The organism is Knoellia sp. AC549, from assembly GCF_979258975.1.
Map to the genome: position 1 here is coordinate 1,064,414 of NZ_OZ409890.1, position 20,093 is coordinate 1,084,506.

Annotated in this window: 16 protein-coding genes and 1 pseudogene; 11 read left to right on the top strand and 6 right to left on the bottom strand. The window is 65.9% G+C overall.

Annotated elements, in window-relative coordinates:
• Positions 1-10: 10 nt before the first annotated feature.
• Positions 11-1,078, top strand: coding sequence for a lysylphosphatidylglycerol synthase domain-containing protein (locus ACZZ98_RS05200; protein ID WP_463515245.1), 1,068 nt, complete (start codon positions 11-13; stop codon positions 1,076-1,078).
• Positions 1,079-1,295: 217 nt separating this feature from the next.
• Here ACZZ98_RS05200 and ACZZ98_RS05205 read toward each other — a convergent pair whose 3' ends face one another.
• Positions 1,296-1,535, bottom strand: a complete 240-nt coding sequence (locus ACZZ98_RS05205) for a hypothetical protein (protein ID WP_463515246.1) — start codon at positions 1,533-1,535, stop codon at positions 1,296-1,298.
• A gap of 1,219 nt (positions 1,536-2,754) precedes the next feature.
• Between ACZZ98_RS05205 and ACZZ98_RS05210 the strand changes: the two genes are divergently transcribed.
• Together ACZZ98_RS05210 and ACZZ98_RS05215 are read left to right on the top strand one after the other, a co-directional pair.
• Positions 2,755-3,840, top strand: a complete 1,086-nt coding sequence (locus ACZZ98_RS05210; protein WP_463515247.1) for a DUF418 domain-containing protein — start codon at positions 2,755-2,757, stop codon at positions 3,838-3,840.
• A gap of 110 nt (positions 3,841-3,950) precedes the next feature.
• A complete protein-coding gene (locus tag ACZZ98_RS05215; RefSeq protein ID WP_463515248.1) occupies positions 3,951-5,495 on the top strand; it encodes a gamma-glutamyltransferase in 1,545 nt (514 codons plus the stop codon).
• 598 nt (positions 5,496-6,093) lie between these two features.
• On the opposite strand, the gene ACZZ98_RS05220 is transcribed toward ACZZ98_RS05215, so the two are convergent.
• Both ACZZ98_RS05220 and ACZZ98_RS05225 read right to left on the bottom strand, forming a co-directional pair.
• Complete coding sequence (locus tag ACZZ98_RS05220) at positions 6,094-8,481, bottom strand: heavy metal translocating P-type ATPase (protein WP_463515249.1); 2,388 nt, start codon at positions 8,479-8,481, stop codon at positions 6,094-6,096.
• A gap of 351 nt (positions 8,482-8,832) precedes the next feature.
• Positions 8,833-9,432 (bottom strand): TetR/AcrR family transcriptional regulator, encoded by a 600-nt coding sequence (locus ACZZ98_RS05225; RefSeq protein ID WP_463515250.1) that lies wholly within the window; start codon positions 9,430-9,432, stop codon positions 8,833-8,835.
• Between the two features lie 91 nt (positions 9,433-9,523).
• Here ACZZ98_RS05225 and ACZZ98_RS05230 point away from each other — a divergent pair, with 91 nt between their 5' ends.
• On the top strand, positions 9,524-10,924 hold the full coding sequence (locus ACZZ98_RS05230) for an MFS transporter (protein ID WP_463515251.1): 1,401 nt from the start codon (positions 9,524-9,526) through the stop codon (positions 10,922-10,924).
• Between the two features lie 85 nt (positions 10,925-11,009).
• Here ACZZ98_RS05230 and ACZZ98_RS05235 read toward each other — a convergent pair whose 3' ends face one another.
• A complete protein-coding gene (locus ACZZ98_RS05235; RefSeq protein WP_463515252.1) occupies positions 11,010-11,885 on the bottom strand; it encodes a F510_1955 family glycosylhydrolase in 876 nt (291 codons plus the stop codon).
• A gap of 3 nt (positions 11,886-11,888) precedes the next feature.
• Positions 11,889-12,467, bottom strand: coding sequence for a DUF305 domain-containing protein (locus ACZZ98_RS05240; protein ID WP_463515253.1), 579 nt, complete (start codon positions 12,465-12,467; stop codon positions 11,889-11,891).
• Between the two features lie 739 nt (positions 12,468-13,206).
• Here ACZZ98_RS05240 and ACZZ98_RS05245 point away from each other — a divergent pair.
• Positions 13,207-13,410 (top strand): heavy-metal-associated domain-containing protein, encoded by a 204-nt coding sequence (locus ACZZ98_RS05245; RefSeq protein WP_463515254.1) that lies wholly within the window; start codon positions 13,207-13,209, stop codon positions 13,408-13,410.
• 99 nt (positions 13,411-13,509) lie between these two features.
• Positions 13,510-14,688, top strand: a complete 1,179-nt coding sequence (locus tag ACZZ98_RS05250; protein ID WP_463515255.1) for a YibE/F family protein — start codon at positions 13,510-13,512, stop codon at positions 14,686-14,688.
• 280 nt (positions 14,689-14,968) lie between these two features.
• Here the strand turns inward: ACZZ98_RS05250 and ACZZ98_RS05255 are convergent, their stop codons facing one another.
• Positions 14,969-15,559 (bottom strand): TetR/AcrR family transcriptional regulator, encoded by a 591-nt coding sequence (locus ACZZ98_RS05255; protein ID WP_463515256.1) that lies wholly within the window; start codon positions 15,557-15,559, stop codon positions 14,969-14,971.
• 194 nt (positions 15,560-15,753) lie between these two features.
• On the opposite strand from ACZZ98_RS05255, the gene ACZZ98_RS05260 reads away from it, so the two are divergent.
• The 5 genes and pseudogenes from ACZZ98_RS05260 (at position 15,754) to ACZZ98_RS05280 (ending at position 20,044) form a co-directional block, all read left to right on the top strand.
• A complete protein-coding gene (locus ACZZ98_RS05260; protein ID WP_463515257.1) occupies positions 15,754-17,178 on the top strand; it encodes an MFS transporter in 1,425 nt (474 codons plus the stop codon).
• Positions 17,175-17,888, top strand: a pseudogene (locus ACZZ98_RS05265) (MFS transporter); the annotation flags it as partial. The gene ACZZ98_RS05260 and the pseudogene ACZZ98_RS05265, both read left to right, overlap by 4 nt.
• Positions 17,803-18,396: an MFS transporter gene (locus tag ACZZ98_RS05270; RefSeq protein ID WP_463515258.1), complete on the top strand. Its 594-nt coding sequence runs from the start codon at positions 17,803-17,805 to the stop codon at positions 18,394-18,396. The pseudogene ACZZ98_RS05265 and the gene ACZZ98_RS05270, both read left to right, overlap by 86 nt.
• 623 nt (positions 18,397-19,019) lie before the next feature.
• On the top strand, positions 19,020-19,604 hold the full coding sequence (locus tag ACZZ98_RS05275; protein ID WP_463515259.1) for a hypothetical protein: 585 nt from the start codon (positions 19,020-19,022) through the stop codon (positions 19,602-19,604).
• 314 nt (positions 19,605-19,918) lie between these two features.
• Positions 19,919-20,044, top strand: a complete 126-nt coding sequence (locus ACZZ98_RS05280; RefSeq protein ID WP_463515260.1) for a hypothetical protein — start codon at positions 19,919-19,921, stop codon at positions 20,042-20,044.
• The last annotated feature ends 49 nt before the right edge of the window (positions 20,045-20,093 follow it).

A 20,093-nucleotide genomic window follows, 5' to 3' on the forward strand; every position in this document is an offset into this window, starting at 1 on the left:
ACTGCCTCGGATGACTGACCCAGTACCCCCGACGTTCCTGCCTCGACCGTCGGTCAGGGTTGTCCTACGTGTCATCCTTAGCCTCGCCGCCGCCGTCGCACTGCTCGGCTGGGTGCTGCCGCGCGCGACCGGCACGACGTGGAGTGACGTCATCGCTGTGCTGCGCGACGTGCCCGGCACGGCACTAGCGGCCTGCTTCGTGCTCACTATGGTCTTCCTGACCTCCTACGCCTTCACCATGCGAGCCTCGTTGCCGGGCCTGACGATGCCGAAGGCTCTCGTCGTGAACACCGCCGGCACAGCAGTCTCCAAGTTCCTCCCTGGCGGTGGCGCAGTCGGCTTGGCGGCGACGTTCTTGCTCTGCCGGTCCTGGGGTTTCTCGGTGAGAGCTGTCACAACCTCGGCCATCGTCACTGGGGTGTGGAACGCCCTGGCCCGGGTCGCCCTCCCTGTGCTTGCGATCGGACTCCTGGCACTCACCCAACCCGACCTCCCCTTGCTCCTGCGTCAGGCAGCGTGGGGCGCCGGGGTCTCAGGACTGCTGATCCTCGCCCTCTTCATTGGAGTCATCGCCTCGGCCCGTGTCGCGGACCACGTCGTTAAGGTCGCCAAACGGATCGGAGACTGGATCCCCCACCGGGGTGCTCGCCTGGGCGGGGCGCAGACTGCAATGCGCGAAACCCGAGCCCAGATCGTCGAGCGCGTCCGCGGTTCCTGGCACTGGCTCACCCTCGGCCTCGCCGGTTTCTTCACCGCCCAACTGGCTATCTTCCTCATCGCACTGCACGTGACCGGCATCGAGCTGGCATTCACCGCGGCGTTCGCGGCCTTCGCCATCGGCCGACTGCTCACGGGGGTGGGGATCACGCCGGGCGGCATCGGCATCACGGAGACCGGCACAGCAGCGGCCCTCGTCGCCCTGGGTGCCGACCCGGCTCCCGCAGCCGCCGCGGTCGTGCTGATGTCGATCTTCACGAACCTCCTGGAACTCCCCTTCGGGGTGCTGGCATGGGTCATCTGGAGCCTGGACCCGCAGACACAATTCAAACGGGAGGAACGCGAAACTGCGAAAAGCTGAGCCGACCAGCGCGCGCGCCTTCTCGGTGATGCCGCTGAGCCAATCAAAATCAAACCCAGCGTCCAATCGCCAGAACGCGGGCAGACCGATGAAGAGATCCGCCGAAGGTGACGGTTGCTTAGAATGGCACCCGTAGGGTGCGAGTCGTTGCCGCAGGGATGGAGGCGACCGCTCGTTCCGTCGTGGTGCCGAGCCTGCAGCGTCGGCGCCTATAGCTCTACTTCGGCAGGGACTCCGGGATGTCACCGTGCGAGTGGCTCACTCCGTCGTCGTGGGTGCCCTTGACAGGCCGACCCCACATGCTGCCCATGACCCACATCATCACGACCATCATTGCGACGCAGGCCAACGGCCACAGCCAGAAGAGCGCACCGCCGTCGATGAGGCCCGAGAAGTACAGGGCGCCCCCTCCGACGACCAAGCCGCCCATGAGGTACATATGCATCTTGTGGTTCATTGAGTCCAGCTCCTGGCTGTATGCGGCGAACAGGCCGAGCTCCTGCCGGTGAACCAGCAGGTCGTCCAACCCAGTACCGACGCTACGACTTTCAGGCGCGTCCGATCAGGGTCAAAGGTCCCTCCCTTCGCCTCCGCCGACCGATTCGACAGCGAACGGCTGCCGGCGCCGTCTTACGAGTCTCATGAAGGGGGTCCGTAGCGTCGAGATGCGGCTTGCCCCAGTTGGCGCGGTTGCCACCTTCATTGTGGCCGGTCGCTACTTCGAGGAGCGCGCGAAATCGTAGTTCCGGCCCTGCCGTTCGCGCACTCTCGGCATGGGCACCGAGGGCGTCGCCGTGCCCGTCAAAACGCCCACCCCGGGAACATGTAGCGGCCTGCGACCGACCCAAGCTCCTAATCAGTAGGGCTCCTCGGCCAGGCTAGGCGTGACACGTGCCACTCATGCGACGTGCTGACAGCCCTCACGTGATGATCGTCGAATGGGCATGTCTCGACGTAGCTCCGCGCACGCTCACTTAGGATCAATGCATGGTTGCGGTGGATGATCTGATCAGGCGCGTGTCACGTCTGATCATCGTCCTTGTCTGCGCAACCGGCGCGTCGTGGGGTTTTGCCGCGGGCGCACACGGCACGACGCATTTGCTGGCCGGTACGACCACCCCGGGCCATCACCACACACATGGTGGACATGCGCCGCATGCGGCAAACGACAGCGCCCAGATTCGCACCTCTCGTCGCGTCGGGACCCGCTCGGTTCGAAAGGGTCCGGAACCCTTCCTCGCTGCCTGGGTGGGCCGAAGGTCGTTGGCGCGTCTCCTCACCCCGGCAGCTCCGGCGCCACATCTGTGGATGGACCGCATCCTCTTGGCGAGTTGCCCGGAACAGTTATGCGTCCATAGGACGTAAGCGCCTACTGCACCTGAGTTCGCGGCGTGTGAACTAGTCGCCACCGGCTACTTCCCCACATGAGGCGCCGTACGGGGCAATCCTCCGGGTTACCCACTCGCCCGGCCAACTCTGCCACCTGTCCCACATATGACGCGGCTCGTGGCACACCTGAATAGCCTTCCTCGGTCGCTGAGCCCGTTCGTAGCGACTCGATTCGGAAGCGTTCCCGGCTCAGCTTCTCGGGTGCGAACCGCACGACAACTGCCTGAGGACAACACAGGCAACAGTTGTCCGCGCCCCCCCGACCACCACGCCACCGGAGCACACACATGACTGACGCGCACACGTCGGCGCACCCCCAGAACACCCGCACCCACCGAGCTGGGCGGCTCGAAGCAATCGATGCTGCTAGGGGCTTGGCCCTCATCGGCATGATGATGATTAACCTCGGTACTGTCCGGTCCGAGGGTTGGTTCAACAAGCTGTGGACGTTGCCCTTCGGGCGAGCTTCCATCCTCTTTGTGGTCTTAGCTGGCCTCGGGATGTCCCTATTCTTTACCTCACGGCGCCAACACTCGCGCTTATGGCCGGTGCTGACGTGGCGCGCCATAATCTTCCTAGTCGGCGGCCTCGCCCTGCAGATTCTGACCCCAGCGGTCAGTGTGATCCTGCCCACGTACGGCGTACTGTTCCTAGGGGCGCTGCTATGGCGGCGACTCTCCGACCGCACCCTTGCGACGTTCGCGCTCCTGATGCTGGTGGTGGGTCCGGTGATCGTCCAGGGCGACCAGATCGCGGGCGAGCACAAGACCCGGATGCCGACGTTGGGTGAGGAGCCGGGCACCGTGATCCACTCACTCTTCCTGTCCGGCGCGTACCCGCTATTGGTCTGGGTGGTCCCGTTCGTGGCTGGCATGTGGCTGGGCCGCCAAGACCTCCGTGACCGCCGGGTTCAGCGACAGCTGATGCTCGCAGGTGGTGCGGCCGGCGTCCTGGCCTTCGTCGCCAGCCAGGGCTCGATGGTGCTCCTCGGGACCGAAGGGGACTTCGGCTGGAAGCAGCTGCTGACCGGCGCTGCCCACGGGCAGATGCCGCTGTGGCTGGTGAGCAGCATCGGTAGCGCGGCCTTCGTCATCGGCATCACGCTGTGGATCTGGCCGCGGGTACGTAGCTGGGCTCTGCCACTGGCCCACCTCGGTCAGCTCGCCTTCACCTTCTATGTCGCCCACTTCTTTGTGATCGCCGCGCTGGGAGGTCGTATCGACTCCCGCCTCGTGGGAGTGCCGGTGACCATCGGGTTAGTGCTCGCGTTCACCGCAGTAGCGACCCTGTGGGTGCGCCACTGGGGCATCGGCCCCTTGGAGCGGGTCCTGCGTGCGACGTGGCTCACCAACACTTCTCGAGGAGACGCATGAACGACAGCAAGAATCGGCAGAACCGCCCCGGCCCGCTCAGCCGTCGCCAAGCGATCAGCGGCCTCATCGGAACGACACTGCTCGCTGGTTGCTCAAACAACGAGCCCGACGTGACACCCACCGCGACGGGGACAACGTCGCACGAGGTGCCCTCATCGCGTCCTCCTGCCCTCGGCGCCTTTGGAGCCAACACCGGCCACCCACTGGCCACCGAAGCGGCGATGGACGTCCTTCGACGGGGCGGGAATGCCGTGGACGCCGCCATCGCCGCAGGCTTCGCCGACGCCGTCATGCAGCCCGCGTCCTCGGGCATCGGCGGTGGAGGAGTGAGCATCGTCGTCCACGGTGACCAGCGCACCAACCACGACTACCGCGAGGTGGTCGCCCGGTCCGGCAAGGTGCCTTCCAGTGGGGTGGGAACTCCAGGGTTCGCGGCTGGCATGGTGGACCTGCACGAGCGTTACGGCACTCAGAAGTGGGCCGACCTCCTGGAGCCGGCGATCACCATCGCAGAGAACGGGGGGCCGGTCTCGGGATACCTCGCCGACACGCTGGCCACCGCCCGCGGGCGACGAGTCGTCCGCGACCTCGAGCACTTCCACCGCAAGGACGGCACCGTGTTGCGCCGGGGCGACACCCTCGTGCAGAAGGAACTCGCCGCGACGATGCGGCTCCTTGCCGCCGACGGTGCGGCCGCGTTCTACAACGGCGCACTGACCCCGCAGCTCATCCGAGTGCCGGGACTGGACGCGGCATCGCTCGACGCCTACAAGATTCAGCACTCCGCGCCCGCCAGCGGTGCCCTGGGCGGCTTCACCTTCCTCTCCGGGGCACCCGCCCTCCCCGGTGGCGCGATCATCCAGATGGCACAGATCGCAGAAGCCCTGGGTATCGGAGAGGTCGCGGAAGACTCTCCCGAGTTCATCGACATGCTGTCCCGGGGCTGGCAGGTGGCCGAGCGCTCCGTCCACCGCTGGTTCGGTGACCCCGACTTCATCGACGTCCCGCTCGACACCATCACCGACCGTGCCCGCAACGCGGCCCTCGCAAAAACCCTCAAACGAGAACCGTCCGCCAAGACCGGGCCCGACAACTCCGGTGACCCGAACACGACACACATCTCCGTCGTCGACGCCAACGGCATGGCGATCTCCATGACCAACACGATCACCAGTTACTGGGGATCCCAGACCTACACGGCCGGGTTTTTCCTCAACGACCAGCTGGGGCGCTTCGACCTCATCGGCAATGGGCCCGCAAATCGCCCGCAACCAGGGCGACGCTCGGTCACCTGGAGCTCCCCCTCCATGGTGCTCGACGGCAACGGCCGGCCGGCCCTAGTCATCGGAGCGCCCGGAGGCAGTCAGATACCAAACACCACTGCCTCCGTGGTGCTGCGATGGGCACTGCTCGGCCAGAGCCTCGAACAGGCAGTCCCAGCGGCCCGGTTCAAACTGGACAACGGGCTCATGCGGTTGGAATCTTCCCGCCACGTCAAGGCGTTGGAGAAGCTCGGCTACCGCACCCGTGTCATGCCCAAGGCTTACCGCGCCTCATGGGGGTCAGTTCAGGCACTCGCAGTCGACTGGGAGTCACGTGCGGTCTCCGGCGTCGCTGACACTCGACGCTCCGCAGGCGTCGCCGTCTCCCCTTGAGGTCCGCCGCGGATTGCTGTGGATCGCACGCAACGCTTGATCGCCGGTCGTCAATGAGCGTCACAGCATGCTCGGGATAGGCATGGACCATGGCGTCCGCCGTCGGCTGACCCGATGAGCCCGACTCGCTGCGGGAGTCCGTCCCGACTCTAGGGTGTCCCGAGGCCAGCAGCAGCCCGCGCCGTGAGTGCCTCGATCGTGACCGCCGCCAGCATCTGGCGGGATTCGCTGCCATCTGATGCGGTCGCGCCGTAATGTCCAGCGCCCAGGGAGTGCGTCCCCACCACGGCCAACGCCAACACGATGACGGCTACCAGCTGCCATTCGCGCCGTGCCGCCGCAGGTGGGGTCAACATGCTGGAATTTGCTCTCCGTCCAGTCTTCGCGGTGTGGAATTCTGCCGCAATAAGTGCTGTGATGGCCTCCGCCGGCGGCTACCAGACGGCATGACCCCGACCCTTCAGTCCGGCATGGTTTTCCCCCGAGGGGAGACGCTCGGGGGGTGTATTCAGAGGTACTACTACCCGATTTGAAGAGGTGTTGGTAAATCGTTAGAGGCGACCGGCCAATCAACCCCGGGGTTCGACCCTGCTATTGCTCACAGGCGTCGTGTTCGTAGGCGTAGGGCGTTCGCGATGACGCTAACCGAAGAGAGCGCCATGGCGGCTGCGGCGATCATCGGCGAGAGCAGGAGTCCGAACGTCGGGTAGAGGACTCCAGCGGCGATGGGGATGCCTGCGACGTTGTACATGAACGCGAACACGAGGTTTTGTCGGATGTTCGACATGGTCGCCTGGGACAGGTTGCGTGCTCGCACGATGCCGGTCAGGTCGCCCTTGAGCAGGGTGATGCCGGCGCTCTCGATGGCCACGTCGGTTCCTGATCCCATTGCTAGGCCCACGTCGGCGGCGGCGAGGGCGGGTGCGTCGTTGACGCCGTCGCCTGCCATGGCCACCACGCGTCCTTGGCTACGCAGCCGCTTGACGACGTCGGCCTTGTGGTCAGGCATGACCTCGGCTTCGACCTGGTCGATGCCGAGTCGGCGCGCCACCGCTTCCGCGGTGACGCGGTTGTCACCGGTGAGCATGACGACCTCGATGCCCTCAGCGCGCAGCGCCTTCACGGCCTCCGGCGTTGTCTTCTTGACCGGATCGGCGATGGCGATGATGCCAGCGACCTGGTCGTCCACGCCGGCGAAGATCACCGTGGCACCGTCGGCGCGCAGCTGGTCCGCCTGTGTCGTCAGCACGCTCGGGTCGAGTCCTTCACCAGTCAGGAAGGACGAGCTGCCGACCCGAACTTGGCGCTGTTCAACCGTTCCGACCACTCCCTTGCCCACTGGTGCATCGAAGTCGGCCACATCCGGAATGGACAGGCTGGCCTGGGTGGCGGCGTTGACGATGGCTGTTGCGAGGGGGTGCTCGGAGGCTCGTTCTACCCCGGCCACCAGACGCAGCAGGTCGTCCTGCTCAAACCCCGCCGTGGTGACGACCTGTGTCACGGACGGCCTGCCCTCGGTGAGGGTTCCGGTCTTGTCTACGACGAGGGTGTTGACCTTCTCCATCCGTTCGAGGGCTTCGGCGTTCTTGATCAGGACCCCAAGCCCGGCTCCTCGCCCGACGCCGACCATGATCGACATCGGCGTCGCCAGTCCCAGGGCACAGGGGCACGCGATAATCAGGACGGACACGGCCACGACGAGCGCGTGAGCCAGCCGTGGGTCGGGTCCGACCGCAGCCCACACCGCGAACGCGACGATCGCGATAACGATCACGGCCGGCACGAACCATGCGGCCACCTGGTCCGCGACTCGCTGGATGGGTGCGCGCGAGCGTTGCGCGTCGGCGACCATCTGGACGATCCGAGCGAGCATGGTGTCGCGACCGACCTTCTCGGCCCGCACGATCAGCGACCCCGTCTGGTTGATGGTCCCGCCGATGACAGTGTCATCAACGGCTTTGGTCACCGGCATCGACTCACCGGTCACGAGGGACTCGTCCAGGGTCGAACGCCCCTCCTCTACGAGGCCGTCGACGGGGATCTTCTCGCCCGGCCGGACCCGGAACCGGTCACCCACGTTCACCTGGTCCAGGGTCACCTCGTGTTCTGTGCCGTCAGGGTCGATGCGACGTGCCGTGTCGGGGGTGAGATCGAGTAGGGCTTTGATGGCGCCGGAGGTTTGTTCGCGGGCCCGCAGCTCGAGGACCTGACCAAGCAGGACGAGGGTGGTGATGACTGAGGCGGCTTCGAAGTAGACGTCGACCGCACCATCCATCCGGAAGGCTTCAGGAAAGATCCCCGGTGCGAGGGTGGCAATGACGCTGAACAGCCAGGCGACGCCGGTGCCCATGGCGATGAGGGTGAACATGTTGAGCTTGAGGGTGCGCACCGAGGTCCAGCCCCGCTGGAAAAACGGCCACCCGGCCCACAACACCACGGGGGTGGCGAAGACCAGTTGCACCCAAGCAGACGCGCGCGGTGAGATCGCGTCGTGGATCGCCGGGATCAGGTCGCCACCCATTCCAAGGATGACCACGGGGACCGACAGGGCAACGCCGGTCCAGAAACGGCGGGTCATGTCTGCCAGCTCAGGGCTGGGCCCGCTGTCTGCGGTCACCATCACGGGTTCGAGGGCCATCCCGCAGATCGGGCACGAACCCGGGCCGGGTCGCCGGATCTCCGGGTGCATCGGGCAGGTCCACTCCGCGACGTCCCCAGATGCAGGTGTCGATGCTGCGCCGTGCCCGGCAGGGCCTTGGCCATGATGGTGATGCGCGCTGGTTTGGTCGGGCGGACCGTCGGTGCCGGCCGAGGAGTACGCCCCAGGATCGGCGTCGAACGTGGCCTTGCACTTTGCAGAACAGAAGTGGAACGTGTGGCCGTCGCGCTCTGTCCGGTGGGTGCTGACGTCGGGGTTGACGTCCATCCCACACACAGGATCTTTCACCGTGGTCGTAGCGGCGGCGTGTTCAGTGGGGTGGCTCATGCCAACCAACATATACCCCCTAGGGGTATTTGTCTACGGCAGGCACTGCCGTCAGTTCGCGTGCTGCTCTGTGTGCTCAGGTCACCGACGGTTGATCCTCGCGTATGCCGAAGGTGTGGTTTGGCTGGTCTTAGAAGATCGCGCCACGTGAGGATCGGGGCGCTGCTGGGGCCAGGTGGGCCAGAAGTCGCGAAGGGTGACGGGCAGGCAGGTCCGTCCGAACAACCGGCCTGAGCGAGGTGATGTGCGCTCGTGGCTGAGTAAGCTGCGACTTCACGGGGACCATCTGGTGCAGCGATACCTGATGATGACGTTCCTCGGAGCAGTCTCCTGAGGGTCCTGCGGACGCGCCTAGGGGCGAACCATCGCGTTGATGGTCCGCACGACAACGCGGGCTGCCTCATCTTCCAGGAGGTTGCCGTTGCGTACCTCTGTGGCAGCACCGTGCAAGATGAAGTGGATCGCACTTCCGAGCCACTGGGCGGACAGGTCGCGACGGAAGGTCCCCTGGGCTTGTCCTCGCCGGAGTAGGGCGGTGATCCGCAGCGCTGGTTCGGCGTGCATGGCCTTGAGCTGATCGGCCGGTACCACGCCATCGGCTGCGGTGAGCAGAGAGGCCGACTCGGCGACCAGCCCCCAGCTCGAGGTGAGCAGCCGGGTTAAGGCTTCGCCAGGATGGCCGCCGAGGTCGATGCCGCTGAGCTGCTCCTCGCCGTCCGCGAGGGCTCGTTCGAGCGCAGCCGTGAGCAGGATCGCGCGCGTGCGGTAGTGCCCATACAGCGTCATCCGGCCAACACCCGCTTCGTGCGCGATGCCCTCCATGGTCGCGCTCGGATCGCGACTGAGCAGACGGCGAGCCGCATCCAAGATCCGTAGCCGGTTCTCGTGCGCATCTGAGCGCTCAGCACGCCGCCCCGTCGACGGGGGGACGGTCCCTCGGGGCGAAGTCATGAGCCACCTTAACTCGTACGGGAATATCCGACTTAGGGTACGGTTCTAAGTCGTACATCAAGGTACGAGTAACGAAGGTGGAGGCAACGACATGACGAGCCAGCACGTATCAGATCCCATCGAGGTAGGAGCAGCGCATGCTGCACGCTGGAAAATTCTGGGGTTCTTGGGAGTAGCCCAGCTGATGCTGATCCTGGACGTGACCGTGGTAGCAATCGCGCTGCCGCACATCCAGAGCGATCTGGACCTTGGCCGGGAGGCTCTGACCTGGACGGTCAGCGCCTACACCCTGACTTTCGGTGGCCTGATGCTCCTGGGCGGCCGGCTCGCCGATATCTTCGGCGCTCGTCGCGTCCTGCTCACCGGGTTGACTCTGTTCACGGCAGCGTCCCTGATGGCCGGCTTCGCCAGCTCTGCGGAGATGCTGCTGTTGGGTCGTGTCGGGCAAGGAGCGGGCGCCGCGCTCCTGTCGCCGTCCGCGTTGTCGCTGGTGGTCTCGTTGTTTCAGGGCGAGGAACGCAACCGGGCACTGGGGGTGTGGTCCGCACTCGGTGGTGGGGGCGCGGCCTTGGGTGTCCTCGTCGGAGGCTTGCTGACCGCAGGTCCCGGGTGGGAGTGGGTGTTCTGGGTCAACGTCCCGATCGGCCTGGTCATCTTGGTGGCGCTGACAAGGATGCTGCCGACCGGCCTGACGTCACTCACAAATCGTCGCCTCGATGTTCTGGGCGCGGCACTGGTCACGGCGTCGTCGGTCGTCCTGATCTTCGCGTTCGTCGGGGCGGGTGAAACGGGCTGGTTCGCTGCTCGCACCGGTGTGCTCGTCGCGGCTTCCGCGATCGGGTTTGCCTTGTTCGTGGCATGGCAGCGCACCACTGCCACCCCCCTGATGGATGTGCGTCTGCTGGCTCGCCGGCCCGTTGCGACTGGGACATTTTTGATCTTCGTTGCAACTGCCCTGATGGTTGCGGTCTTTTTCCTGGGCACGTTCTACTTCCAGCACGGCCTGGGCTACGGGCCGATGACCGCCGGACTCTTGTTCCTTCCGGTGGCACTGGCCACGATGACCGGCGCGCAGCTGACCGGGCGGTTGCTCGCCCGCCTGGGTGTGCGTGCGTTGTCTGTGTCCGGTCTTGGCCTGGCGGCGGCAGGGATGGCGATCCCAGCCCTCTCCCTGCAAGTGGGTTGGGCTCTGGTCGGTGTCGTGATCGCCGCGGCAGGAACCGGCGCACTGTTCGTGGTCGCCTCCGCGACTGCTCTGGGGCAGGTCGCCCCGCATGAGGCAGGGATCGCCTCGGGAATTGTCAGCACCTCGCACGAGCTTGGTGCCTCCATCGGTGCCTCGGTCATCTCCAGCGTGGCCGCGGTCAGTCTCACCGGCGCCACGGACGACGGCTTCACCCGTGGGTTCGCTGTCGCCGCAGCCGCTGCCGCAGCGTCGGCACTCATCGCTCTCGCGCTCACACCGGGGCCCCAGCGCGCGGACCGGGCCTGAGTTCCGCGCCGACTACCCCGTTGCCATCGACAACGGGGTAGTCGGTGCGAGTCAGGGCCACGGTTGCACGTGCTCTGGCGCCGTGTCAGCCCAGCGACGTGAAGGCCGCGCCCTCATCGCTTGAGCGCAGGATGGCCGCGTGGGTCACGGCCAAGATCTCCATACGCCCATCTTGGATGCTGGCACTCAGGGCTTGGGGTGGCCCCAGTGCCTTGGCGGGGACCCGCTTCCATGTGCGACCGGCGTCACCACTGGAGAAGACGGCACCGGCACGATCCGCGCCAACGACCCGGTTTTCGTCGGCCCAGTCCACGAGTACCAGGGCAGGCGCGTCAGGCACGAGCGCCCACGCCTCTGCTCCGGTGCTCGAGGCCTGAAGTCCGGCGCCGGTGGCAGCCAACAGCTGCTGCCCGTCGGGAGAAGCGCCTAGCGACGTCACCTCTTGCGGTGAGGGCAAGGTTCGCCAGGATAGGCCGTCTTGGCTGACCCGCAGGGCGCCGTCGTAGCCGAGGACGCCACGTGCCGAGGCACTCAAAGCGTGGAAGTCGGACTGCCCACCCCGAGAACGGACAGCCCAGGTCTTCCCGCCGTCGACTGACTCGATGAGTCCCACGGGCTGAGGGAGATCTGTTCCGACCCCGGGATGCCCAGAAGCAAGCAGGTCACCTGACTTCGTGATCGTGAAGCCCATGAGGTCGATGGTCGGACCGACGGACCGCGGCGGGTCCGAACCTGTGATCACGAACAACCCGTCGTGGGTGGCGACAAACACGTCACCACTGTCGGGGTGTCGGGCGATCCCGTGCACATGCCCGGTGATCAGCGAGTTCGAACTCTTCTGGCTACCGACAGCGAGATCTTCCGGGGCGGAGTCGTCGGGCCCGAACAGTCCGCCGCTGGCGGCTATCAGCGCCGCGAACACGACCGCCGCGACCAGTGGAAGCAGGATGCGTGATCGCACGCGTCACTGGCCAGCGAGGAGAGAGTTCATGGTGGCAATCTCCTTGCTCTGGCCGTCAACGATCGCCTGCGCCAGCTTCTTGGCCTCGGCGTCGTTGCCTTCGGTCAGCTCGGTGCGGGCCATGGCGATCGCACCGTCGTGGTGCTTGATCATCATCTGCAGCCACATCTTGTCGAACGCGGCGCCTTTGGCGGTCTCAAGCTGACCCATTTCCTCCATGCTCATCATGCCGTCGCCGTGCTGCATCTCCCCTGCTGGCGGCACGGGCTCGCCCCACGCCTGGAGCCACCCCGACATCTGCTTGATCTCGGGGTCCTGTGCAGCTTGGATCTGTGCTGCGAGGTCTTTGACCTGCTGGCTGCTGGCGCGGGTCGGCACCATCTTGGCCATGGCCACTGCTTGGGCGTGGTGGGGAATCATGTCGGTCGCAAAAGCGATGTCGGCGTCGTTGTGTGCTCCGGGTGCGGCCTGTCCCGAGGGGGAGGTCGTGGCCGCTGGGGAGCGGGTGCTGCTCATGTTGTCCATGTCATGCCCGCCGTCGTCGGCGCAGGCGGACAGGGTCGCGGCCGCGAGGGCGGACACGGCAAGGACACGGGTGATGCGCTTCATGGTGTTTCTCCGTTTCGAGGGTTTACTGGGCGTGCAGGAAGGAGTCGGGGTGCGGACATGGGCCCGCGCCCTTGCTCACGTCCGCAGCACACAAACCTCGATCGGTGACAGGGCCATTCGCCGCAAGGGTGAGCGCGGCGTCACAGCTGCACGCCACCACAGAGGAAACGTGAGGGCAGGACGCCCACGCAACAGATGGCGCAAGGAGAGCAACAGCGCCAAGACGAGCAAGCTCGATACCACCGCCAGACACATGGCACCCAAGGCCTCTGCGCCGCCCAAGCACCCGATACATGCCGTTACGACGCTGGCCTTCATCACGCTCTGCATGACGATGGGCGCTGCCTCAGCGGCGGGGTGGTGATCATGGCCTGGACTGGTCACGAGCAGATGATCGTGTGTCTCGCCCGCAGCCCCTATGGCCGCTTGGTGGGAGCCGTGCCCTACAGAGGTTGTGGCGCCGTGGTGACCCGCCCCTAAGGAATGCATCCCCACCACGGCCAGGGCAAGGACGAAGACAGCGACCAGCCGCCATCCGCGCCATGCCGCAACCGAGGCCAACATGCATCCGATTCTCGCACGCGGGCTGCATCCGGCTTGCACAATCTCACCTCCGCCGACTGACCTCGAGACATACATGTACCCCCTAAGGGTATACTGCCTCCGGCCTGTATCGAAACAGGCGAGCCCCCAACAAAAGAAGGATCCAGCCATGAGCGCCACCACCACCATCACCGTCAACGGCATGACCTGCGGCGGCTGCGCAACCAAGGTCAGCACCGCGGTCGAGTCCGTTCCCGGCATCTCGAGTGCCGTAGTGGACCTGGGCGCCTCGACCGTCACCGCCACAGGTGAGGACGTTGACGAGGCCGCAGTGCGTACTGCGATCGCTTCCGCTGGATACGAGACCGCCTGAGCCCGATCTGCACTCGAGGCCGACCCGTAGTATCGGGCAACGGTGCCGCCCACGGGGCTCCTTCGGTGGGGATCGATCTCGTACAGGAAGCCTTTGATCATGGCTCAGCACCACTCACGTCACGCCGGTAAAGACACGCAACGGATGCGGTCCATAGCCCTGGCCGTCATCGTCCCCACGGGCCTCATCACGCTTCTCGCCCTCATCTGGCTGTGGCCACCTCCCAGCAACGTCGCCGACCAGTCCGGCCGCGCCGACCAGTACGCGGCGACGGTCACAAAGGTGACGAAGGAGAAGTGCCCCGAAGCCCCTGAAGGTCAGGAGCCGCTCCCGGGCGGAGCAACCGTGAACGTGAACGGCTGCGGAACCGTGCAGGTTAAGGTCGCCGAGGGTCCAGACAACGGCCTGGACGTCGTGGTCCAGCTACCCAACGGGCCCGGTGCCCCCACCGTCGAAGACGGCGACGAGGTCATCGTCGTGTCGACCGAAAACCCGGACGGTAGCCAGTACGACATCGTCGACCACCAGCGCACGAAGGGGCTGTGGTACCTCGCGATCGCGTTTGTCGCTGCAGTGCTCTCCTTCGGTCGAGGACGCGGACTGTCAGCACTGGTCGGGCTGGCCGTGACCTTCGCCCTACTCCTGCTCTTCGTGGTCCCAGCGATCCTTGCTGGCGAGTCGCCACTGCTCGTGTCCCTCGTCGGAGCGTCCGCGATCATGCTCACCGTCCTCTACCTCACCCACGGGCTGACCTTCTCGACATCAGTGGCTGTGATCGGAACGCTGGGAAGCCTGGTTCTGACCGGAGTGCTGGCCGAGCTCTCTGTCACCGGCCTGCACCTGACCGGTTTCGCAGACGAATCCTCAACCTTCTTGGCCACCACCCAAAGCATCAACCTGCAGGGCCTGCTGTTCGCGGGAATCATCATCGGGACCCTCGGTGTCCTTGACGACGTCACGGTCACCCAAGCAGCCACCGTCACCGAGCTCGCCCGCGCCAACCCTGGATATGGGGCGCGTGAGCTCTACCGGGCAGGCGCCCGAGTCGGCAGGGCGCACATCGCTTCCGTCATCAACACGATCATCCTGGCCTACGCCGGCTCCTCCCTACCGCTGCTCATCCTGATCGCGGCGAACAACAGCTCCATCGGAAACGTCATCACCACGCAGGTCATCGCGCAGGAGATCGTCCGCAGCGTCGTGGCCACCCTGGGCCTGATCGCAGCAGTCCCCATCACCACGGCCCTGGCCGCGGTCACCGCCCGTCGGACCATCTAGAGCCGACCGCGTCGAGGCCCTCCAGGAACGCCCACCCCTCCGGTTCCGATCCGGAATCGGACGCATTAAGGGAGCGAGTCAGGTGCCGCAGCCGAGAGGGGTCTGGGCGAGGATTTGGCCGGGGCCTGGCACCAGCAGCCCCCCCGCTTCGTCGCCACACCCGCCCGATCGTGCAAGATGCCGTGGCCACGTTCGTGCAGTCTTGGCTCCATCGCTCGCATGTGAGGACGTGGCGACTTCTCGACATCAAACGTCGGCGACAAGCGGGTCGGAGGCGCGGTCACAGGGTGCGCTCTGGTGCGAGCCCCGCAATCATCACCTCAATCTTCCGGGTCAGCTGCTCCCTCGGGGTGCGACGGATCGTTGCTGCGAAGGCACTGCGCAATTGGGGGTCAAGGTGGTCGATCCAGGGGCTCAACAGTTCGACCCGCCGACGCTTCGACTGCTCGACCGACTCCGGCCCGTGCCCAGCTGGTTGTTGACCGGTGCCGGGAGGCACGAAAGCGTGGGTGACCAAGTCGCCCAGCATGTCGACCACCAGCACGGCAGTGCTCGCCTCAAAACCTGCGGTGACAAGCGCTCCGGCTGACCGGTTGGTCAGCGCGATCATGGCCTCGGAGGTTGTTCGCAACCCTGCTACCTCCGCAGCCAAGCCTGGGTGTGCTGCGTAGAGCTCCCAATAGGAGGCCGCCAACTGGCGCACGTACTGGCGCCAGTCCTCCTCGGGCGCCGGCCATTGGTGCCTAGCCACCGCACGGTCGATCGCTGCCGCCGCCAAGTCGTCGCGGTCAACGAAGTAGCGGTAGAGCGCGGAGTGGGCCAGGCCTAGCTGTCTGCCGACGGCCGACATCGACAGCTCGGCGAACCCCACGGCCAACGCCGCCTCAACGATCGATGCCTCGTCGACGACGGCAGGACGCCCTCGACGACGGCTTCCCGACGAGGGACTTGGCACGGGTTCTCCTTCACTCCTCCTCGCGATGACACAGCCAGTGTGTCAGACCCGCATGCCGATTTCTGCGAGTTTGTGACAGGCTGTAACTAAACACCGAGAAGGGAAGCGCGATGACAGCAACAGGGGCAGCGACACTGCCAAACAGGGCGACGAAACGAGGTTGGGTTCTGGCGGTCACCGTCATTGCGCAACTGCTCGTCGTACTGGACGCGTCCGTGGTCAATGTGGCGCTTCCCCAAGTGCAAGCAGATCTTGGGTTGGACGACGCGGACCGGGCCGGTGTCGTGACGCTGTATTCGCTGGCCTTTGGTGGCCTTTTGCTGATCGGTGGGCGGCTTGGCGACATCGTGGGGATGAAGAAGGTCTTCATCGTCGGGGTGGTCGTCTTTACCTTCGCCTCAGCGATGGGCGGTCTCGCGTTCACCGGGCCGATGTTGCTCGGTGCACGTTTCGGACAGGGGGTCGGCGCTGCACTCCTCGCGCCAGCAGGATTGGCCTTGCTTACCGGTGCGTTCCCAGACGGTCCGGCTCGCGCCCGGGCTTTCGCGATTTTCGGCGCCGCAGTTGGCAGTGGCGGCATCGTCGGCATGCTGCTGGGCGGACTCCTGACGTCTGCGGCCTCATGGCGCTGGTGTCTGCTGGTCAACGTGCCGCTGGGCGTGCTGCTAGTGGTGATGGCCGCCGTGACCCTGCAGGAAAGTGACCGCACGCAGCGGCGGGGGTTCGACGTCACGGGCGCCATCGCCTCCACACTTGGCACCGCGTGCCTGTTGTACGGGATATCCACGATCGCCGAGTCAGGCAGCGCGACAACGGTGACCTTCCTGATGCTGGCGACGGGAGTCCTGCTTCTGGTGGGCTTCGTGGTCTGGGAGGCGCGGGCCGAGGCGCCGTTGCTGCCGTTATCGGTCCTGACTCATCGAGTGCGCGGCTCGGCCTTCGGCGTCATCTTCTTGGCTAACGGCGCTGCGTACGGCTTCTACCTCCTTCTCACGTACTACCTGCAGACGGGGCTGGGGTACTCGCCGCTGCAGACAGGGGCCTCTTTCGTCCCGGTCGGCGTCGGGATCTTCGTGGGCGCCTCCGTCGCCGGCCGCCGTATCGGACGCTGCTCTGACCGTGCACCAACCACCATCACCAGAGGGCTCCTTGTGGCCGTCGTCGGGATGGGCGGGCTCGGCCTGCTGATGACCGACGTGTCTGCGTGGTTGGTGCTAGCACCTGGACAATTGCTGGTGGGTCTAGGACTCGGCGGCGCACTCACCGCAGTGGTGAGCCGGGCTTTGGAGGATCTTCCGGCTGACAACGTCGGCGCGGCGAGTGCGCTGACCCACTCCTTCCGGGAGATCGGTGGCGCGATTGGCATCTCCGTGCTCAACGTGGTCGCAGTCACCGTCGCCGCCACGCACCACTCTCCCGGGGCCGTGGGCGCCGTGCGCGACGGTCTTGTCGTCGGCTTCGTGTGCGCGGCACTACTGCTCCTGGCAGCCGCAGCGCTCTCGGCTCTCGCGGCCAAGACCCATGCCCCGTCATGACCCGGCGGCTAACGGGGGCCTACGTTGCGGCACTAGGTCACCCAGACGCTAGTCGACTGCTCTTGGCTCGGGTGATGACCCAAGTCGCGTCCGGGATGGCAGGTCTCAGTCTGCTCCTGGCCAGCTACCAAGCCACGAACAGCTACGCCGTTGCCGGGTTCGTCGCCGGCGCCTACGCGGTCGGACTGGCCGTGGCTGCACCCTTCACCGGATGGCTAGCGGACTCGTCTCGAGTAGTGCCCCTCATGGGTGTGGCGGTGGCCTTTCACGCTGCCGGACTGGGGGGCTTCGTGCTTGCAGCAACTATGGGCTGTCGGACGTGGGTGTTCGTCGTCCTGTCCGCGCTTGGAGGGGCGGCGACCCCACCGATGTCGTCGATCGTTGGGCGACTGTGGATGCAGGTGGACCAACCGCATCTTCGTCAGGCGCTTTTCGCCACCTCGAGCGTCTCCGGAGAAGCCACCTTTCTCCTCGGCCCCGTGCTGGTCAGTTCTATAGCCGCTGTGGCGTCGCCAAAACATGCGGTGGCCTTCGCGGTGTGCTGTACGGTCACCGGAGTCGTTCTCTCACTGGGCCCGCTGCGGCGCGCGAGTTCACCGCCGCCCCACACGCCGCGCCAACGGCATGCGCGTGGACGCGGATCCGCACCAGAGCAGATCACCATCCTCATCGTGGCCGTGTTGGGGGCCGTGGGCATCGGCGCTCTGCAGGTGTCGCTCATCGCCTTCGCCATCCCCGCGGACGTCAGCTCCCGGAATCCTGCTCAGCCTGGTCGCCGGCGGCGGGATCATAGGCAGCCTGCTCTATGGCGCATGGGCACCACCCACTGCCCGATGGCTCCAGCTCGCAGCCTCGCTCGCGCTGTACGCCGTCGGAATGGCGGTGCTTACCAGCGAACCCACACTCTTGCCAGCGCTGCTGCTCCTCGTGCTGACCGGAGGGTGCAACGGCCCAACCGACGCACTCGAGACGCTTCTTCTGGGTGAGGCCGCAGCACCGCATCGACGCGCCCGGGCCTTCGGAATGCTGGTCACCGCCAACTGGGTCGGATTCGCCATCGGCACGGCCGCTGGAGGCGCGCTCGCTGAGTGCTCGGGCGTCCAAGCCTCCCTCTACCTAGGTGTCGTGGCCGTCACGGTCGCCGCAGTGGCGGCGCTTGGGCGGGTAGTCGCCCGCCGGCCCCTGCGCGCTTCCTGTACCGGGGTCAGAAACCGCTGAGGCGGGCAAGCGCCGATATATAACCTCGAGGACATTCGGGTGCTCGGTTCCACTCCATCGAGTCCCAAACTCGTGTGACGTCGCTCGGATACAAGCCGTCGCCTGTCCGAAGGTGTTCGTGTGGGGCTGTGAGCGGCCGACCGCGCTGGAGTCAGTCGGTGTCCCGTTGCTCTCCCGGACCCGGTACCCACGTATTCGGCTGGTTGTTGGTCATGGTTCGGTACACGATGTCGGAGAGCCGACGCTTGAGCAGTCGCATGGACTCGTTGGAAGTCCTCCCCTGGGTTTTGCTGCGGTCGAAGTGCCCGTGGCCCCCAGATGGCTTTGGCGCAGCTGGACTGTGGCCATGGTGTGCAGCTTCGGTTGACTTGACGGTTGCCGCCACGTGAGAGCCGGGTGAGGGACGCCTCAGCCAATCCGTTCGTGCCAGCGGCTCCGAACAGGGGTGGACCGTCGAGACCGCCTCCCTGGTCGCTCACCCCCTGGAGCACATCATGCAACGAAGCACGACAGCTTTCCTTGGCACCTCCGTTCTCGCCCTGGTCGCAGCAGCGTCCCTAGGCGTTGGCTCGGCCTCGGCCCACCCCTCCCCTTCACCGTCCGGCAAGGGTGCTGAGAGGACCGTGAGTCTCAGCGCGCAGCTGGACGAGCTCAACGGCTCGAACGCCTCGGGGACCGCCACCGCCACGGTCCGCAACCAGCGCATCCAGAACATCGACGTCCACGCTCACGGCCTCACGCCGAATGCCCCGCACGCCCAGCACATCCACTACGGCCAAGAGGCTCTCAACGAGTGCCCGACGGCGGCGCTGGACTCCAACGACGACGGACGCATCAACACCGTCGAGGGCATCCCGGCCTACGGTCCGGTCGTCGTCTCGCTCAACACCAGTGGTGACACCACGCCCGCCAGCTTCCTGGACGTGAGCCGGTTCCCGGTCTCATCCAACGGCTCGTACCACTACAGCCGCGACAACATCAAGTTCACCCGGGTCGCAGGCACCGGCTACCAAGGTGGCGGCGGCACGGCCAAGCAGATCGCCGACTCCATCCGCGACGGCGAGGGCGTCCTCGTCATCCACGGCGTGGACTACAACGGCAACGGCATCTACGACTTCGAAGGCGCGGGTGCCAGCGAGCTCGACCCGAACCTGCCCGCCGAGGCGACCGACCCGGCCGTCTGTGGCGTGCTCAAGGTCGACAACTGACCATGTAGGGCCGGACAAATTGGATAGTGGCGATGGCCGCACCCACTCTTAGGGTGGGCCGTCGCTACTATTCGCAGTTGGGGACCGTTCCGGCGCTGCCAACCGCACCCCCGGGGGCTATCGGTCCCTTGGCCGATTCGACCATGTTGAGGGTCATTTCCGCTCGCGACTCGCTATTGCCTATCGATCCCACCCTATGTTCCAGTGTTAAGGACTTCGCGGATCCGTTCCCTCAGGGTCCTGCCCAGCCACACCGGTTGAGGCGAGAGCCAGCCATCACTGTCGGCCATGTAAGCCGACGACAAGGAGCCCACTTGAGCACCATGACCACGATCTCGCGCGGTGCCGCTGCCATCTGTGCGGCCAAGATGATGGACCTCCGCTTCGCAGCCAAGGCCGGTGCCTCCGTCCAGGTGATGCAACGCAAGGAAGAGCACTGATACATAACGACGGTCAAGGTGACTTGCGCATGATGGTCGAGCACTCCGG